Origin of the sequence: Kingella bonacorsii, assembly GCF_016623605.1 — a bacterium.
Taxonomy (GTDB): Bacteria; Pseudomonadota; Gammaproteobacteria; order Burkholderiales; family Neisseriaceae; genus Kingella_B; species Kingella_B oralis.
Genome location: NZ_JAEHNZ010000002.1, coordinates 446,105 through 461,166, shown reverse-complemented (window position 1 = coordinate 461,166; position 15,062 = coordinate 446,105). Strand labels below are relative to the sequence as shown.

General features: G+C 48.5%; 15 protein-coding genes and 1 tRNA gene. 3 read left to right on the top strand and 13 right to left on the bottom strand.

What is annotated here, in order from left to right; all coding sequences use genetic code 11:
* Positions 1-13: 13 nt before the first annotated feature.
* The 9 genes from JDW22_RS07325 to JDW22_RS07285 form a co-directional block, all read right to left on the bottom strand.
* Complete coding sequence (locus tag JDW22_RS07325) at positions 14-208, bottom strand: hypothetical protein (protein WP_003798300.1); 195 nt, start codon at positions 206-208, stop codon at positions 14-16.
* Positions 209-468: 260 nt separating this feature from the next.
* Positions 469-1,002 carry a hypothetical protein gene (locus JDW22_RS07320; RefSeq protein ID WP_003798295.1) on the bottom strand — a complete coding sequence of 178 codons (534 nt, stop codon included), beginning with the start codon at positions 1,000-1,002 and terminating at the stop codon, positions 469-471.
* A gap of 261 nt (positions 1,003-1,263) precedes the next feature.
* Positions 1,264-3,126 (bottom strand): ABC transporter ATP-binding protein, encoded by a 1,863-nt coding sequence (locus JDW22_RS07315; RefSeq protein ID WP_200522482.1) that lies wholly within the window; start codon positions 3,124-3,126, stop codon positions 1,264-1,266.
* 63 nt (positions 3,127-3,189) lie between these two features.
* A complete protein-coding gene (locus JDW22_RS07310) occupies positions 3,190-4,020 on the bottom strand; it encodes a GNAT family N-acetyltransferase (protein WP_200522481.1) in 831 nt (276 codons plus the stop codon).
* Between the two features lie 109 nt (positions 4,021-4,129).
* A tRNA-Met gene (locus tag JDW22_RS07305) sits at positions 4,130-4,206 on the bottom strand.
* An 80-nt stretch (positions 4,207-4,286) separates the two neighbouring features.
* The gene (lpxA, locus tag JDW22_RS07300; RefSeq protein WP_200522480.1) at positions 4,287-5,063 is read right to left on the bottom strand and encodes an acyl-ACP--UDP-N-acetylglucosamine O-acyltransferase; all 777 of its coding nucleotides are present in this window, start codon (positions 5,061-5,063) and stop codon (positions 4,287-4,289) included.
* Between the two features lie 139 nt (positions 5,064-5,202).
* Positions 5,203-5,658 carry a 3-hydroxyacyl-ACP dehydratase FabZ gene (gene fabZ, locus JDW22_RS07295; RefSeq protein ID WP_040559135.1) on the bottom strand — a complete coding sequence of 152 codons (456 nt, stop codon included), beginning with the start codon at positions 5,656-5,658 and terminating at the stop codon, positions 5,203-5,205.
* A 64-nt stretch (positions 5,659-5,722) separates the two neighbouring features.
* Positions 5,723-6,661, bottom strand: coding sequence for an electron transfer flavoprotein subunit alpha/FixB family protein (locus JDW22_RS07290; RefSeq protein WP_200522479.1), 939 nt, complete (start codon positions 6,659-6,661; stop codon positions 5,723-5,725).
* 12 nt (positions 6,662-6,673) lie between these two features.
* The gene (locus JDW22_RS07285) at positions 6,674-7,420 is read right to left on the bottom strand and encodes an electron transfer flavoprotein subunit beta/FixA family protein (protein WP_200522478.1); all 747 of its coding nucleotides are present in this window, start codon (positions 7,418-7,420) and stop codon (positions 6,674-6,676) included.
* A 443-nt stretch (positions 7,421-7,863) separates the two neighbouring features.
* Here JDW22_RS07285 and gnd point away from each other — a divergent pair, with 443 nt between their 5' ends.
* Positions 7,864-9,312 (top strand): decarboxylating NADP(+)-dependent phosphogluconate dehydrogenase, encoded by a 1,449-nt coding sequence (gene gnd / locus JDW22_RS07280; protein WP_200522477.1) that lies wholly within the window; start codon positions 7,864-7,866, stop codon positions 9,310-9,312.
* 86 nt (positions 9,313-9,398) lie between these two features.
* Positions 9,399-9,749 (top strand): heavy metal-binding domain-containing protein, encoded by a 351-nt coding sequence (locus JDW22_RS07275; RefSeq protein ID WP_003798271.1) that lies wholly within the window; start codon positions 9,399-9,401, stop codon positions 9,747-9,749.
* Between the two features lie 182 nt (positions 9,750-9,931).
* Here JDW22_RS07275 and lpxC read toward each other — a convergent pair whose 3' ends face one another.
* Entirely contained in the window at positions 9,932-10,855 is a 924-nt protein-coding gene (gene lpxC / locus JDW22_RS07270; protein WP_200522476.1) for a UDP-3-O-acyl-N-acetylglucosamine deacetylase, read from the bottom strand.
* A 389-nt stretch (positions 10,856-11,244) separates the two neighbouring features.
* Between lpxC and gap the strand changes: the two genes are divergently transcribed.
* Positions 11,245-12,249, top strand: coding sequence for a type I glyceraldehyde-3-phosphate dehydrogenase (gap, locus tag JDW22_RS07265; protein ID WP_200522475.1), 1,005 nt, complete (start codon positions 11,245-11,247; stop codon positions 12,247-12,249).
* A gap of 85 nt (positions 12,250-12,334) precedes the next feature.
* Here the strand turns inward: gap and JDW22_RS07260 are convergent, their stop codons facing one another.
* From JDW22_RS07260 to JDW22_RS07250, 3 genes are all read right to left on the bottom strand, one after another.
* A complete protein-coding gene (locus tag JDW22_RS07260) occupies positions 12,335-13,018 on the bottom strand; it encodes a 2,3-diphosphoglycerate-dependent phosphoglycerate mutase (protein WP_200522474.1) in 684 nt (227 codons plus the stop codon).
* Between the two features lie 180 nt (positions 13,019-13,198).
* Positions 13,199-13,819 carry a peptide chain release factor H gene (prfH, locus tag JDW22_RS07255; RefSeq protein ID WP_200522473.1) on the bottom strand — a complete coding sequence of 207 codons (621 nt, stop codon included), beginning with the start codon at positions 13,817-13,819 and terminating at the stop codon, positions 13,199-13,201.
* A 71-nt stretch (positions 13,820-13,890) separates the two neighbouring features.
* A complete protein-coding gene (locus JDW22_RS07250; RefSeq protein ID WP_200522472.1) occupies positions 13,891-15,009 on the bottom strand; it encodes an RNA ligase RtcB family protein in 1,119 nt (372 codons plus the stop codon).
* Positions 15,010-15,062: the final 53 nt, after the last annotated feature.

The window sequence follows — 15,062 nt, the reverse complement described above, 5'->3', positions numbered from 1 at the left end:
CCTGAAAATCAATTTAGGCAAATAATTTGGCAAACGCTTTTTTCAAATCATCATCGGTAAGCGGCAAGCATTTGCGGATATCCTCAAACGAAAGCGAAGCCACAATTTGGTCAACTTTATGCTCTTGCGCGCCCAATTTTTTCAATTTGGCAACCAGCATTTGCCCAACCATAGATTCCAACGCTTCTTGACCTTCTGATGAATTCATTTTTCGTCCTTTCAACTAAACAAATACACAATGATAATGGCTGCTATTATAACAATAATCTGATTGATTTGTTTAGCTATTCCTGTTTTCAGGCTGCCTAGGGGCTGCTGATATTCAACTTTTGAAGTGAATTTTGCGTCATAAAATGGCAGATGCAAGGCAAAAATGCGAGCCAATGCCATCCATTGGCGAGTATTTTTAACGCGGCAGATGCCGTTTTAGGGCGAAAAATCCGCCAAAATGTTGATTATCAACAGTCCCTAATAACGGCGCAATTCTTCTTGCAACGCCTGCATATTTCTAATACGGTCAGCCACTTGCATACCAAAGCGTTTAATTGCCGCATCATTTTTCGCTTTGCCTGCTTTAACCAAATTATTTTGCGCGGCTAAAAGCGCATTTTTTTCGCGGCTGATTTCCTGTTGCAACACTTCGCGCTGCGTTAATTTTTTCGGTTCAGACAGCGATACAACTTTGGCAAGCTGGCTGGGAATGCGCGTATTAGTGTGAAGTGCCGCCACTTGGTTACGTAAATTGGCTTGTACCTTGTTATCCGCAGCCATATCAGAAACAGGCGGCAGCAAAACCGTATCGTTAAACAGCTGGCTGGAATCTTTCCACACACGGCTAATCTCATCATCAATCGCTTGTGGCACGCTGGCAGGAATAGGCGCAACCATAGAAGCAGAAGCGGGTTCAGATGCCGCTTCTGCGCTCGTGTTTACGGTTTCAGCATGGACGCTGTGGATGAAACTTGCTGCTGCAAGGCATACCAACCATTTAAATTTCATCATGTTTTCAGGCTGCCTAATGTGGATAACTTAAAGCAACATCATACCAAAATTACGCTTTTCAGGCTGCCTGAAACAGCCGCCAATCCCTCATTTTTAGAAAACTTTGCACTATTAACTTTTCTTTATTTTTATTTACTTCAATTGTTTGTTTTAAATCTTATCGCCACACAAATTTTTTTTAATGATTTGGATGCCTTTTAAAACTATAAAAAAGCAGCCTGAAACTGTGGATAAGTTTTCAGGCTGCCTACTTTTTTGTGCTTAGTGTTCCACTTGTTCGGGCAAAAATCCGCCGCTCTGATGCGCCCATAATTTGGCATACAACCCGTTGTTTGCCAACAGTTCTGCGTGCGTACCTTCTTCCACGATTCGCCCTTTATCTAGCACAATTAATCTGTCCATGGCGGCGATTGTGGATAACCTGTGGGCAATTGCGATTACGGTTTTGCCTTCCATCATTTTATCCAAGCTTTCTTGGATTGCCGCTTCCACTTCGCTATCCAACGCACTGGTCGCTTCGTCCAATAGCAAAATCGGTGCATCTTTAAGCATCACACGGGCGATGGCGATGCGTTGGCGTTGTCCGCCCGATAATTTCACGCCACGCTCGCCAACATGGGCATCGTAGCCCGTTCTGCCTTTTGCATCCGATAGGCTGGGAATAAAGTCAGCGGCTTCGGCGCGTTCGGCAGCCTGAAACATTTCTTCGTCGGTGGCTTCGGGTCTGCCGTACACAATATTGTCGCGCACGGAGCGATGCAGCAGGCTGGTATCTTGTGTTACCAAGCCGATTTGGGCGCGCAGGCTTTCTTGTGTGATGTCGTTGATGTTTTGCCCGTCAATTTCAATTGTGCCACTTTGCGGCTCATAAAAGCGCAACAGCAGGTTCACAATGGTGGATTTGCCTGCACCGCTGCGTCCGATTAAGCCGACTTTTTCGCCTGCCTTGATGTTCAGATTGAAGCCCTTTAGCAATGGTTTGCCCGCTTCGTAAGAAAAATCAACATGGCTGAAACTGATATTGCCCTGTTCCACTTTTAACGGCAATGCGGCAGGTTTATCCAAAATAGTTTGCGGTTTAGACAAGGTCGTCATGCCGTCCGACACTGTGCCGACATTTTCAAACAGCCGTGCCGACTCCCACATGATAAATTGCGACAAGCCATTGAGCCGCAATGCCATGGCGGTGGCGGTAGCAACCGCCCCTGCGCCAACGTGTCCGCCATGCCACAGCCACACACCCAGCGCGGCGGTGGATAACGTGAGCGATGAGTTAATAATGAAACTCCAAGTGTGCAACAGCGTGGCAAGCCGCATTTGGGCGTACACAGTTACCATAAATTCGTCCATAGACTGCTTGGCGTAACGGGCTTCGCGTGCGCCGTGCGAAAAGAGTTTCACGGTAGCAATATTGGAATAGGCATCGGTAATGCGCCCCGTCATCAGGCTGCGCGCATCCGCTTGTGCCTGCGCCGTTTTGCCAAGCTTCGGCATCAACAGCTTCATCATCAGCGCGAACGACACTATCCACAAGGCAAACGGCACAAGCAACCAACCATCCATTGCCGCCAAAATCAGCCCGGAAGTCAAAAAATACACAAAAATGTAAATCACCATATCGGCGATGGTCATCACCACATCGCGCACGGCAAGCGCGGTTTGCATCACTTTGGCGGATACGCGCCCCGCAAATTCATCCTGATAAAACCCGAGCGATTGGTTCAGCATCAAGCGGTGAAAATTCCAACGCAAGCGCATCGGGAACACGCCTTGCAAGGTTTGCAAGCGCACATTAGACGCAACAAAATGCCACAACACGGCAAATACCATCATTGCAACCATGCCGAACAGCGCCCAGCCTTTTTCAGCGAACAATGTTTCTGGTGTGAATTTTCCAAGCCAGTCCACAAGTTTGCCCATGAATTGAAACAGCAGCGCTTCCATAATGCCGATGCCTGCGGTCAAAACCGCCAGCACAAATATCCACACGCGCACCCCTTCCAAATTGCTCCAAATAAAGCGGAACAAACCTTTGGAAGGTGTAATGGGCGTTGCTTCGGGATAAGGTTCCACTCGGCTTTCAAACCAAGCGAATATTTTGGTTAAGAATTTAGTGTTTTTCATAAAGGATAATGGTTTCAGGCTGCCTTAAATATCATTCTAGGCAGCCTGAAAACGGATATGTTGTTAATCTAAACGGGTTTGGCAAACAAAGTGGTACGATTGAATTTCAAAGCCTTGTTGAAAATAAACGCGATGAGCAATCGTTCGCTCGCTGCCCACATGACAATCAACATGAATTTGCGTGATACCTTGTTCCGCAGCAATTTGATGCACTTTATCCAACAGCCGCGAAGCATAACCGCAACGGCGACTTTGGGGGATGGTAATCAAATCATCAATATGAATGTGCCGCCCGCTAACCAAATCGGTTTTTTCACGAAACCCGCATACAGCAACCGCGTTGGTTTTTCCTGCTTCAAACAATCCAAGCAAGCGATAGCCTTGCGCACGTTGCACATTATTCACTTGCTCTACAAATTGGTTGATGTCATTAAGCGTGGGGCGCAACACGCTCAATGCAGCAAATACACTTGCCGTTTCTTTGGGCAAAATTTCACGCACATGGCTGGTTGGTTCTTCTGCTTTTTCAATAAATTGTTCTGCTTTTTCTTCAACAATGGATTTATTGTTATCTTTAACAGACTCTGCAACTTGATTTTCAGGCTGCCGATGAGAGTAAAAATCCGAACCACGCATAATCTGCAAATCATTATCCGCCGCAAAATCCATCAAAAAACGGAACATGCCGGGATTAATTTCTTCAAGGCTGGGCGAAACCTCTACACAACGGACTTTATTCAATAATACAGGTCGCACCCATTCTTGATGCGACGATTGATTATCTTTGCCAAACGACGAAAGAATACCGCACAACCGTTCTGCCCAATCGCTGGGACGAAACACCTTGCCATTACTGGTTGTGCCATGAATAATAATTTCATCGCTGGGTAACATAATCCATTCCGCAAAAAGCAGCACAAAGAGTGCTCATTATACCTGACATGTATCAATCAAACCTTGAAAGATAAAACAAAACCGCTTGGAATACCAAGCGGTTGAAATTTGGTTGCGGGGGCAGGATTTGAACCTACGACCTTCGGGTTATGAGCCCGACGAGCTACCATGCTGCTCCACCCCGCGTCATAAAAAAGCGAACTATACGCTATGCCGTTTTATCTGTCAAACTCTTTACGTTTCTTTTCAGGCAGCCTGAAAACGGTTTAACGAATAATGCCACGTTGTGATGTTGCGACAAATTCATGCAAAATTTGTAGCTCCGAATGATTTTTTGCCATTTCTGCAATTTTTGCTTTTGCTTCATCCAAGCTTAAATCTTGCATATAAAGAACCTTATAGGCTTGTTTTACCAACGCAATTTGTTCCGCTGAAAAGCCATTACGTCGCATGCCTTCGCTGTTTAAACCTGCGGGCTCTGCGCGATACCCTGCTGCCATAAAATAAGGTGGCACATCTTTATGCACACCTGCGGCAAACGCTGTCATGGCATATGCTCCTATGCGACAAAATTGGAATACCAATGTATAACCGCCTAGCACCACACAATCGCCAATGGTTACATGTCCTGCAAGCGATGCGTTGTTAGCAAAAATAGTATGATTCCCTACTACGCAATCATGCGCTAAATGGCAATACGCCATAATCCAATTATCATCGCCAATGCGCGTTTCACCAATGCCTGTAACTGTTCCTGTATTAAATGTTGTAAATTCACGAATGGTGTTACCATTACCAATAATAAGCTTAGTAGGCTCATTGCAGTATTTTTTATCCTGCGGCTGCGCACCCAAACTGGCGAATTGGAAAATTTTATTGTTTTGACCTATTGTCGTATGCCCTTCAATCACAGTATGTGCGCCAATTTCCGTGCCTGCATCAATTTGCACATTTGCGCCAATAACGGAATAAGCACCCACTTTCACACTGCTATCTAATTCAGCTTTGGGGTCTATGATGGCTGTTTTGTGGATTAAAGACATAATACTCTCGCTATTGTTTAATTTGTCTTTTTCAGGCTGCCTAGATGGATTAGGCAGCCTGAAAACTCAAATACTCATTCAAAAAACAAGCTGTTTGAAGCAATAAACCAACCCCGCCAGTTCGTTTTATGACTTGGTATTATTTTTCCACTTTGCGTTTAGCACACATAATTTCCGCCTCAACCGCCAACTCGCCATTCACTTTTGCAACAGCTTTAAACTTGCCGATACCCCGCTTGCTTTGCAGCAGCTCAATCTCAAAAACAAGCTGATCAGCAGGAATAACTTGGCGTTTGAATCGTGCATTATCAATCCCCGCAAAGAAATAAATCTCATCAGGATTGCGCCCGCCTTCGGTCAAAATAGCCAATGCGCCACATGCTTGTGCCATCGCTTCAATAATCAACACACCGGGCATAACAGGATATTCAGGAAAATGCCCCACAAACTGCGGCTCATTCATGGTTACGTTTTTAATTGCCGTAAGCGATTTTCCGCTTTCAAACGCTGTGATACGGTCAATCAGCATGAATGGAAAACGGTGAGGAATCAGTTTTTGAATATCTTTTGCTTCTATTGGTAGAGAAATGTTCACTTTGTTTTTTCTTTTGCAAATAATTAAAACCAATCTATGTTTCATGTGAAACACAGACACGAGACTAACGATTTTTCAATGCTTCGGTTAATTGCGGCACAACTTCAAACAAATCGCCCACAATGCCAAAATCTGCCACATTGAAAATTTGGGCATCAGGATCTTTGTTAATGGCAACCACAACTTTGCTGTCCTGCATCCCCGCAACGTGCTGAATCGCTCCTGAAATACCAATCGCAAAATACAATTCAGGCGCAACAATTTTACCCGTTTGCCCCACTTGATAATCATTTGGCACATATTCAGCATCCACCGCCGCGCGTGATGCACCAATCGCTGCGCCTAATACATCGGCTAATGGTGTTAAAACAGCATCAAACTGCTCCGCACTCCCTAATGCGCGACCTCCCGCCACAATTACTTTTGCTTGTGTTAATTCCGGGCGGTCGGATTGTGTTAATTCGCGCGACACAAATCGACTCAGCTGCTGCGCCGGCGTAGCCGCCACATTTTCAATTTCTGCCGCTTGTTCGCCGTATGTTGCTGCATCAAATGCGCTGGCGCGAATGGTCAGCACCAGTTTTTCTTCATTGCTAAATACGGTGGTGAACACATTGCCCGCGTAAGTAGGACGGATAAAGGTTTGCTTATCCACAATCTCTGTTAAATCGGAAATTTGCGAGCAATCCAGCATTACCGCTATACGCGGCATGATGTTTTTACCGAACGCGCTGGCTGCCGCTACAAAATACCGATACGGCGCAGCCAACGAAACAACAAGCGGTGCGATTTCCTCTGCCAACAATTCGGCAAAATGCGGCGCTTCGGCAAGCAATACCTTGCTCACACCATTAATTTTGCTGGCTTGTTCCGCCACTTTCAGGCTGCCTGAACCCGCCACCAGCGCATGAACTTCGCCTAATTTTTGCGCAGCGCAGACAGCGTGTAACGTGGCCGGATTGACTTGCTTGCCATCATGTTCTACCAATACCAAAACGGTCATTTTGTTTTTCCTTTAAATTGCTTTGGCAGCCGCCAGTTTTTCAACCAATTCAGCAACGCTCGCCACTTTCACGCCAGCTTGCCGCGCTTTGGGTTCGGCGTATTGTTTCACGTGCAACCGTGGTTCAACGTTTACAGCCAATTCTTCAACCGATTGCTTTTCAATTGTTTTTTTCTTCGCTTGCATCAGCGCAGGCAGCTTCACAAAACGCGGCTCATTCAAACGTAAATCTGCGCTAATCACAGCCGGCAATTTCAACGCAACCGTTTCCACGCCGCCATCAATATCGCGCGTAACCACCGCCTCGTCGGCAGACAATGCCACTTTGCTGGCAAACGTACCTTGCGGCGCGTTCATCAATGCTGCCAGCATTTGCGCCGTTTGGTTGGCATCGTCGTCAATCGCTTGTTTACCCAGCAGAACAAGGCTAGGCTGCTCTTTATCTACGATTTTTTTTAATAATTTAGCCACGGCCAACGGTTCAAGCGGCGCATCGGTTTCCACATGAATGGCACGGTCGGCACCCATTGCCAAAGCAGTTCGCAGCGTGTCTTCACATTTTTTTTCGCCCAGCGATACGGCGACCACTTCGTTGATTTTGCCTGCTTCTTTCAAACGCACTGCTTCTTCTACCGCAATTTCGTCAAACGGATTCATCGACATTTTCACATTGCCGATATCCACGCCCGAGCCATCTGCATTCACGCGCACTTTCACATTGAAATCAACCACGCGTTTTACCGCCACCAATGCTTTCATGAGAATTCCTTATACCGTTATTTTCAGGCTGCCTGAAACCAATAAAGAGCGGTATTTTATCGGAAAAGCACATTTTTGAACACGTTTTAACATAGCCGTTGTTTTATTATCCACAGATTGAGGCAGCCTGAAAACGACAGCCTGTTTGTTTTCCAAATTTATCCACATAATGTTGCTGTTTACGAAATTTTATCCACTGCTATTCACACCCTATCCTTGTTTTCAGGCTACCTTTTCCAAAGCCATAAATACAATCCAACATTTTGAAATTATTTTATTTTTAAACTTATCAACAAACAGATAGCGCATTCTTTATCTTACATAATCAGTTTATATTTAAATTTTGGATTTAAATACTATTACCGGCAACGCAGGTTTCTTGCATTGTCTATCCCATGCCAATGGAGTAAAGTTACAGCTTTATCAACTCGCAAGGAATAGCTATGAAAGGCGATATTGGTGTAATTGGTTTGGCGGTTATGGGTCAGAATTTGATTTTGAACATGAACGACAAAGGCTTTAAAGTGGTGGCGTTCAACCGAACCGTTTCCAAAGTGGATGAATTTTTAAATGGTGCTGCAAAAGGCACCAATATTGTGGGCGCGCATTCCTTGCAAGAGTTTGTGGATAAATTAGAAAAACCACGAAAAATCATGCTGATGGTTCGCGCAGGCAGCGCGGTAGATGAATTTATTGCGCAAATTGTGCCTTATCTGGAACAAGGCGACATCATTATCGATGGCGGCAACGCCAACTATCCCGACACCAACCGCCGCACGGTTGAGCTGGCTGCCAAGGGTATTCGTTTTATTGGCGCAGGCGTTTCAGGCGGGGAAGAAGGGGCACGGCATGGTCCGTCTATTATGCCAGGGGGCAATCCCGAAGCGTGGCAATACGTTCAGCCAATTTTGCAAGGCATTGCGGCAAAAACGCCTAATGGCGAGCCTTGCTGCGATTGGGTGGGCGATAATGGCGCGGGGCATTTTGTGAAAATGGTGCACAACGGCATTGAATATGGCGATATGCAGTTGATTTGCGAAGCCTATCAGTTTATGAAAGATGGCTTGGGCATGACGTATGACGAAATGCACGAGACGTTTAAATCTTGGAAAAACACCGAGTTAAACTCTTATCTGGTGGACATCACCACCGATATTCTTGCTTACAAAGACGCAGACGGCACGCCGCTGGTGGAAAAAATCTTGGATACCGCAGGGCAAAAAGGCACAGGCAAATGGACGGGCATCAACGCTTTGGATATGGGCATTCCGCTTACGCTGATTTCTGAATCTGTGTTTGCGCGTTGCGTTTCCGCGTTAAAAGACCAACGTGTTGCCGCTGCCAGCGCATTCCCACACAGCATTACGCCTGTTTCGGGCAGCCGCGAAGAATGGCTGGAATCGCTGCGTTTATCGTTGCTTGCATCCAAAATTATTTCGTATGCGCAAGGCTTTATGCTGATGCGCGAAGCCAGCAACACGTTTAACTGGAAATTAAATTACGGAAAAACCGCGCTCTTGTGGCGCGAGGGCTGCATTATTCGCAGCGTTTTCTTGGGCAACATCCGCGATGCGTTTGAAGCCAACCCCGATTTAGCCTTCTTGGGCGCAGACCCGTATTTCCAAAAAATCCTGCTCAACGCCTTGCCCGCATGGCGCAAAACCGTTGCCAAAGCGATTGAAATCGGCATTCCCATGCCTTGCATGGCGGCGGCGATTACTTTCCTAGACGGCTACACTTCCGCGCGCTTGCCTGCCAATCTGCTGCAAGCGCAACGCGATTACTTCGGTGCACACACTTACGAGCGCACCGATAAACCGCGCGGCGAGTTTTTCCACACCAATTGGACAGGAACAGGCGGCGACACCGCTTCCAGCACTTACGAAGTGTAGTCAAGTTATCCACATTAACATTTTTGGTTTTCAGGCTGCCTATGTATCTAAGGCAGCCTGAAAACCATCTATCACAGGAGTGCAACATGGGTTGGTTTTCCCGCAAAGAAGAAGCCTTTTTTCTCGCCACCGTAACGCCCAACGATATTCAGCTAGATGCTTATTTGGGCATTGTGAACGGTGAAGCGATTATCGGCGCAAACATTTTCCGCGATATGTTTGCTTCCATCCGCGATGTGGTTGGTGGGCGCGCCGGCGGTTATGAACGCGCTCTGGCCGGCGCGCGCGAAGCGGCGTTGGCGGATATGAAGCAGGCCGCGAAGGAGTTGGGCGCAAACGGCATCATCGGTATCGATTTTGACTACGAAGTGTTGGGCGAAACCAATGGCATGATGATGGTAACCGTGAGCGGCACGGCGGTTAAGGTGGCGGTTTAATGGTTGAGGCAGCCTGAAAATAGGTAATCCCATTTTCAGGCTGCCTTTTATTGTGTATAACTTTGTTGATAAAACGTCATCCTATTGTTTTCAATAAAAATAATCAGGGATAACTTGATGTGCAAAAGGCAGCCTGAAACAGGGGATGACCCGTTTCAGGCTGCCTTTTGGATTGCGGCAAACTAGCTCACGCCCAACGTTTCAATCCCCGAAAATGCGCGCGGCAGCGCATCATCATCGGGAAATTCCACCCACTCAAACGCCGTTTCGTCCTCCAGCACCTTGCGCAGCAGCGCATTGTTAATCGCGTGCCCCGATTTATAACCCTCAAACGCGCCGATAATCGGATGCCCGACAATATACAAATCGCCAATCGCATCCAAAATTTTGTGGCGCACAAATTCATCGGGATAACGCAACCCCTCGGGGTTCAGCACATCTGTGTCGTCAATCACAATCGCGTTGGACAAATTGCCGCCCAAGCCCAAATTGTGCGCGCGCATCAGCTCCACTTCTTGCATAAAGCCAAACGTCCGCGCCCGCGCAATCTCTTCCACATAAGATTTTCCTGCAAAATCAATCTCAAACGTGGGCGATGAGCGGTTAAACACGGGGTGGTCAAACTCAATCGTGAGCCGCACTTTAAAGCCATCATACGGGGTAAATTTCACCGCTTTATTTGGTTCTTCCAACGACACTTCTTTTAATATCCGCAAAAAGCGTTTTTCCGCCTGCTGTTCCACCACGCCCGCATCTTGCAACAAAAAGATGAACGGCAAACTGCTGCCGTCCATAATCGGGATTTCGGGCGCATTCAGCTCCACCAAAATGTTATCCACACCATACGCGGCAAACGCTGACATAATGTGTTCAATCGTGCCGACACGAATGCCGTTTTCGGTAACGATGGTGGACGACAAGCGCGTGTCGTTAATCAAATACGGCGTAAGCGGCACAATTTCGCCTTGCTCTCCCGATAAATCGCTTCGGCGAAACTGGATGCCTGTGTTTTCGGCGGCGGGATGCAAGGTGAGCGACACGCGCTCGCCCGAATGCAGGCCCACGCCCGTGGCGGTTACGGATTTGGCTAGGGTGCGTTGTTTCATGCAGTTATCCTAAAAATGATTTTCAGGCTGCATCATAAACCATTTTAGGCAGCCTGAAAGTGTGGTTAAGGCAATAAAAAAGCGTGATAAAGCCGATTTATCCACAATAAAGCGATTTACGTTTCATTTTATCCATAGTTATCCCAATCAATTAACCGCCATCGCGCACAGATTTTTGTTTATCTTATTTTGTTATCAAATCATTTGTTTAACCGATTTATCCACAATGCGTGCTGTGCCTCATAAATATCGTCTTTTTATTTTTTAATCTTTTGTTTTTAATTTAATTACAAATACAAACTCGCCCAGCCAAAAACAAAAGCCTTTTGCGTTTAAGCGTAAAAAATGGTAAAAAGAAGCGTTTTTCAACGCACAGAAGGAACGTAAAAATGGCAGTTAAAGTGGCAATTAACGGTTTTGGGCGCATTGGACGCTTGGCTTTGCGCCAAATCTTGAAAACAGACGGCATTGAAGTGGTTGCCGTAAACGATTTAACGCCTGCTGATATGCTGGTTCATCTGTTTAAATACGATACCACGCAAGGTCGCTTCAACGGCACGATTGAGCAAAAAGAAGAAGCGTTTCTCGTAAACGGCAAAGAAATCAAAGTGTTTGCCAAGCCTAATCCCGAAGAATTGCCTTGGAAAGCATTGGGCGTTGATGTGGTGTTGGAATGCACGGGCTTTTTCACCAGCAAAGATAAAGCCGAAGCGCACATCCGCGCGGGCGCGCGCAAAGTGGTGATTTCTGCACCTGCGGGCAACGATATGAAAACCGTGGTGTTTAATGTGAACCATCATGTGTTGGATGGCAGCGAAACTGTAATTTCTGCGGCTTCTTGCACCACCAACTGCCTTGCGCCAATGGCGGCGGTGTTGCAAAAACAATTTGGCGTGGTGCAAGGCTTGATGACTACCATCCATGCCTACACAGGCGACCAAAACACGCTGGATGCGCCGCACCGCAAAGGCGACAAACGCCGCGCCCGCGCCGCCGCTTGCAATATCGTGCCCAATAGCACAGGCGCAGCCAAAGCCATCGGCTTGGTGATTCCCGAATTGAACGGCAAATTAGACGGCTCGGCGCAGCGCGTGCCCGTGGCGACTGGTTCGCTGACGGAATTGGTTTGTGTGTTGGAAAAAAATGTGAGCAAAGAAGAAGTGAACGCGGCGATGAAAGCCGCTGCCAATGAATCGTTTGGCTACACAGAAGACGAGATTGTGTCGTCTGATGTAATCGGCATTGAGTTTGGCTCGTTGTTTGATGCCACGCAAACGCGCGTGCAAACGGTGGGCGACAAGCAGTTGGTGAAAACCGTGGCTTGGTATGACAACGAGATGTCTTACACTTGCCAATTGGTGCGCACGCTGAAATATTTTGCGGAAAAAATCTAAGTTATCCACATAAAAAGGCAGCCTGAAAACGCGATTATCCGTTTTCAGGCTGCCTTTATGCTATCCAAGCAGTTAGAAATAAAAATCACAAATAAAATTTCTCAACCACGTTTAAATCGTCATCCAATTTGTACACCAAAGGCTGCCCCGTGGGGATTTCCAAGCCCATGATGTCGTTATCGGAAATGCCTTCAATGTGTTTTGCCAGCGCGCGCAAGCTGTTGCCATGCGCCGCCACCAACACGCGCTTGCCGCGGATGATAGCGGGGGCGATATGGTCTTCCCAAAACGGCAACACACGTTGCAGCGTTACTTTCAAATTTTCGCCGTCAGGCACCACATCGGCGGGCAAATGGGCATAGCGACGGTCGTTGTGGGCAGAAAATTCGTCGTTTTTGTCCAGCAGCGGGGGCAAGGTGTCGTAGCTGCGCCGCCAAATGTGCACTTGCTCGTCACCGTATTTTTCGGCGGTTTGCTTTTTGTCCATGCCTTGCAATGCGCCATAATGACGTTCGTTTAAACGCCATGTTTTGATTTGTGGCACCCAAAGTTGGTCGCTTTCTTCCAGCACGATGTTGCAGGTTTTGATGGCGCGGGTTAAAACCGAGGTGAACGCGATGTCAAACTGATAGCCTGCGGCTTTAAGTTTGCGCCCCGCTTCTTGCGCTTCGGCGATGCCTTTTTCGCTCAATTTTACATCGCGCCAGCCTGTGAACAGGTTTTTGGCGTTCCATTCGCTCAAACCGTGGCGGATAAAGACGAGTTCCATAGTGTTCCTTTCGCAGTGGGGTTGAAAGGCGTGATTTTAAAGGATTTGTGCGCCAAGCTGGCGGGAAATGGCGGATAAGTTGATAAAAGGCAGCCTGAAAAAGGCAACGGCCCAGTTTAGGCATTGCCGCCTGCCTGCGCCGTTGTTTTTTCGTTTCTCTCAAACGCGCTTGGCTTGTTTTCAGGCTACCGGTTGCTCGCGAAAATCCGCCCCTTTGAACATGCGCACGGGGTTGCCGCGCGCCACTTGGTATAGCTGCGAATGCGCGTTTGCCGCGTGCTGTCCCAACGCCGCCGAATGCTGTTCCGCCAGCTTCAAAGCCAGCAGCTCGCGGGCGCGTTTTTTGTTGGCGTGTTGGCTGCGCCCGCTTTCCACGCGCACCGAAACGCCCGTTGCCAAATGCGTGGCGCGCACGGCGCTGTCGGTTTTATTGACATGCTGCCCGCCTTTGCCGCCCGCGCGGCAGGTTTCAAAACGGATGCTGTCGTCATCGGGCAGCGCGGGAATTTGCGGCAGCCTGAAAACGCCGATATACCAGTTTTTACGCGGATGCTTAGGGCGCACGGGGCTGTCGCTAATCCATTGCAGCGTGCCGAGCCAGCGTTGCGCCAAGGCTTCTGCGCCCGCGCCGTTGAAGGCAAACGTGGCGGACAAAATGCCGTGTTTGCTGCCGGTTTGGCTCAACAGCTCGGCTGCCACACCGGCGGCTTCGGCTTCGCGCAGGATTTGGCGCAACGCGAATCGGGCGAAAATTTGGCATTCGGCGGGCGATTGCCCTGTGGAGAGTTGCAGATAAATCATAGCGTTCCTTGTGTTTTTGCTTTTTCAGGCTGCCTTAATGCTGAAAAAGGTGACCTGAAATCGGTTCGTCATCAATCGGCGCAGCCGCCTGCGGTTTTGTAGGTTAAAACGGGCTTCATCCGCGCCACCGGCTCAATCAGCCCGAAATCGCGCAGGGCGGCAATCACGCTGTCTATTTTTTTATAAGCCTGCGGGGCTTCTTCAAAAATCAAGGCTTTATCGGCGCACACCACCGCGCTGCCAAATACGGTTTGGCGCAGGCTATCGGCGGAAAATTTGTGCGACAGCCGCGCTTTGCATTCGCCGCGCTGCCATTTGCGTCCTGCGCCGTGCGCCAAGGAAAACAAGGCGATTGCCGCGTTATCCACAATCGGGCGCACAAGATAGCTGTAATCGCCGCGCGAACCAGGGATAACCACCAAGCCACAATCGGACGGAGTTACGCCTTTGCGGTGCAGCCAGCCTGTCTGGTTATCTATTTGAACGGATTGCAGAAAATTGTGATGCACATCCAGCAGGCAAGCGCCGTCTGCGCCCCAACGCGCCAGCATCCGCTCGGCGATTAGGCGGCGATTGGCGCGGGCAAAATCCAGCGCGGCATCGTGTTCGGCAAGATAGGCGGCGGCTTCGGGCGTGTTTTCAGGCAGCCCTGCATGGCTGAATTTGTCCACATGGCGGCGCAAAATTTGTTGCCCCAAGCCGCGCGAACCGCTGTGTACCAACAGTTGCAGGCATTGCGGATTAAACGCGGCGGGCAGGCTGTCGGGCGCGTAAACGGTATCCACCGCTTGCAGCTCGGCAAAATGGTTGCCGCCGCCGATGGTACCCAAGGCAGCCTGAAACGGATGCTGCGGCAGCAGCTCGTTTATCCGCGCCTGCCAATCCTCGCCTAGCGGCGCGTCTATGCTACCCAATTGTTTGACCAATTTGCCGGTTTTGGCTTTGTGCGCGGCCAAATTAGTTTGCCAAAACGCCATGCCGCAGCCGATGTCGTTGCCAATCAGCGCGGGGTAAAAATGCCCCACGCTAAAAAACGCCGCGCCAATGGGATAACCGCGCCCTGCGTGCAAATCGGGCATACCTGCCACGCGCTGAATATGCGGCAGTTTGGCGGTGGTTTCCAGTTGTTGAACGGCGTTGCCTTCTATCCAAGCGTTTGAATTTTCGATAATAATAATTTGATTGCCCATGATGGGATACTTTCTTTTGCTTTTGTTGAGACGTGTTTCAGGCTGCCTAAAAC

Coding starts and splice junctions, on each gene's coding strand:
- lpxA (WP_200522480.1), bottom strand. CDS start 5,063: ATGTCTTTAATCCACAAAACAGCCATCATAGACCCCAAAGCTGAATTA.
- gnd (WP_200522477.1), top strand. CDS start 7,864: ATGAAAGGCGATATTGGTGTAATTGGTTTGGCGGTTATGGGTCAGAAT.
- lpxC (WP_200522476.1), bottom strand. CDS start 10,855: ATGAAACAACGCACCCTAGCCAAATCCGTAACCGCCACGGGCGTGGGC.
- JDW22_RS07250 (WP_200522472.1), bottom strand. CDS start 15,009: ATGGGCAATCAAATTATTATTATCGAAAATTCAAACGCTTGGATAGAA.
- JDW22_RS07275 (WP_003798271.1), top strand. CDS start 9,399: ATGGGTTGGTTTTCCCGCAAAGAAGAAGCCTTTTTTCTCGCCACCGTA.
- gap (WP_200522475.1), top strand. CDS start 11,245: ATGGCAGTTAAAGTGGCAATTAACGGTTTTGGGCGCATTGGACGCTTG.
- JDW22_RS07285 (WP_200522478.1), bottom strand. CDS start 7,420: ATGAAAGCATTGGTGGCGGTAAAACGCGTGGTTGATTTCAATGTGAAA.
- JDW22_RS07325 (WP_003798300.1), bottom strand. CDS start 208: ATGAATTCATCAGAAGGTCAAGAAGCGTTGGAATCTATGGTTGGGCAA.
- prfH (WP_200522473.1), bottom strand. CDS start 13,819: ATGATTTATCTGCAACTCTCCACAGGGCAATCGCCCGCCGAATGCCAA.
- JDW22_RS07260 (WP_200522474.1), bottom strand. CDS start 13,018: ATGGAACTCGTCTTTATCCGCCACGGTTTGAGCGAATGGAACGCCAAA.
- JDW22_RS07320 (WP_003798295.1), bottom strand. CDS start 1,002: ATGATGAAATTTAAATGGTTGGTATGCCTTGCAGCAGCAAGTTTCATC.
- JDW22_RS07290 (WP_200522479.1), bottom strand. CDS start 6,661: ATGACCGTTTTGGTATTGGTAGAACATGATGGCAAGCAAGTCAATCCG.
- JDW22_RS07310 (WP_200522481.1), bottom strand. CDS start 4,020: ATGTTACCCAGCGATGAAATTATTATTCATGGCACAACCAGTAATGGC.
- JDW22_RS07315 (WP_200522482.1), bottom strand. CDS start 3,126: ATGAAAAACACTAAATTCTTAACCAAAATATTCGCTTGGTTTGAAAGC.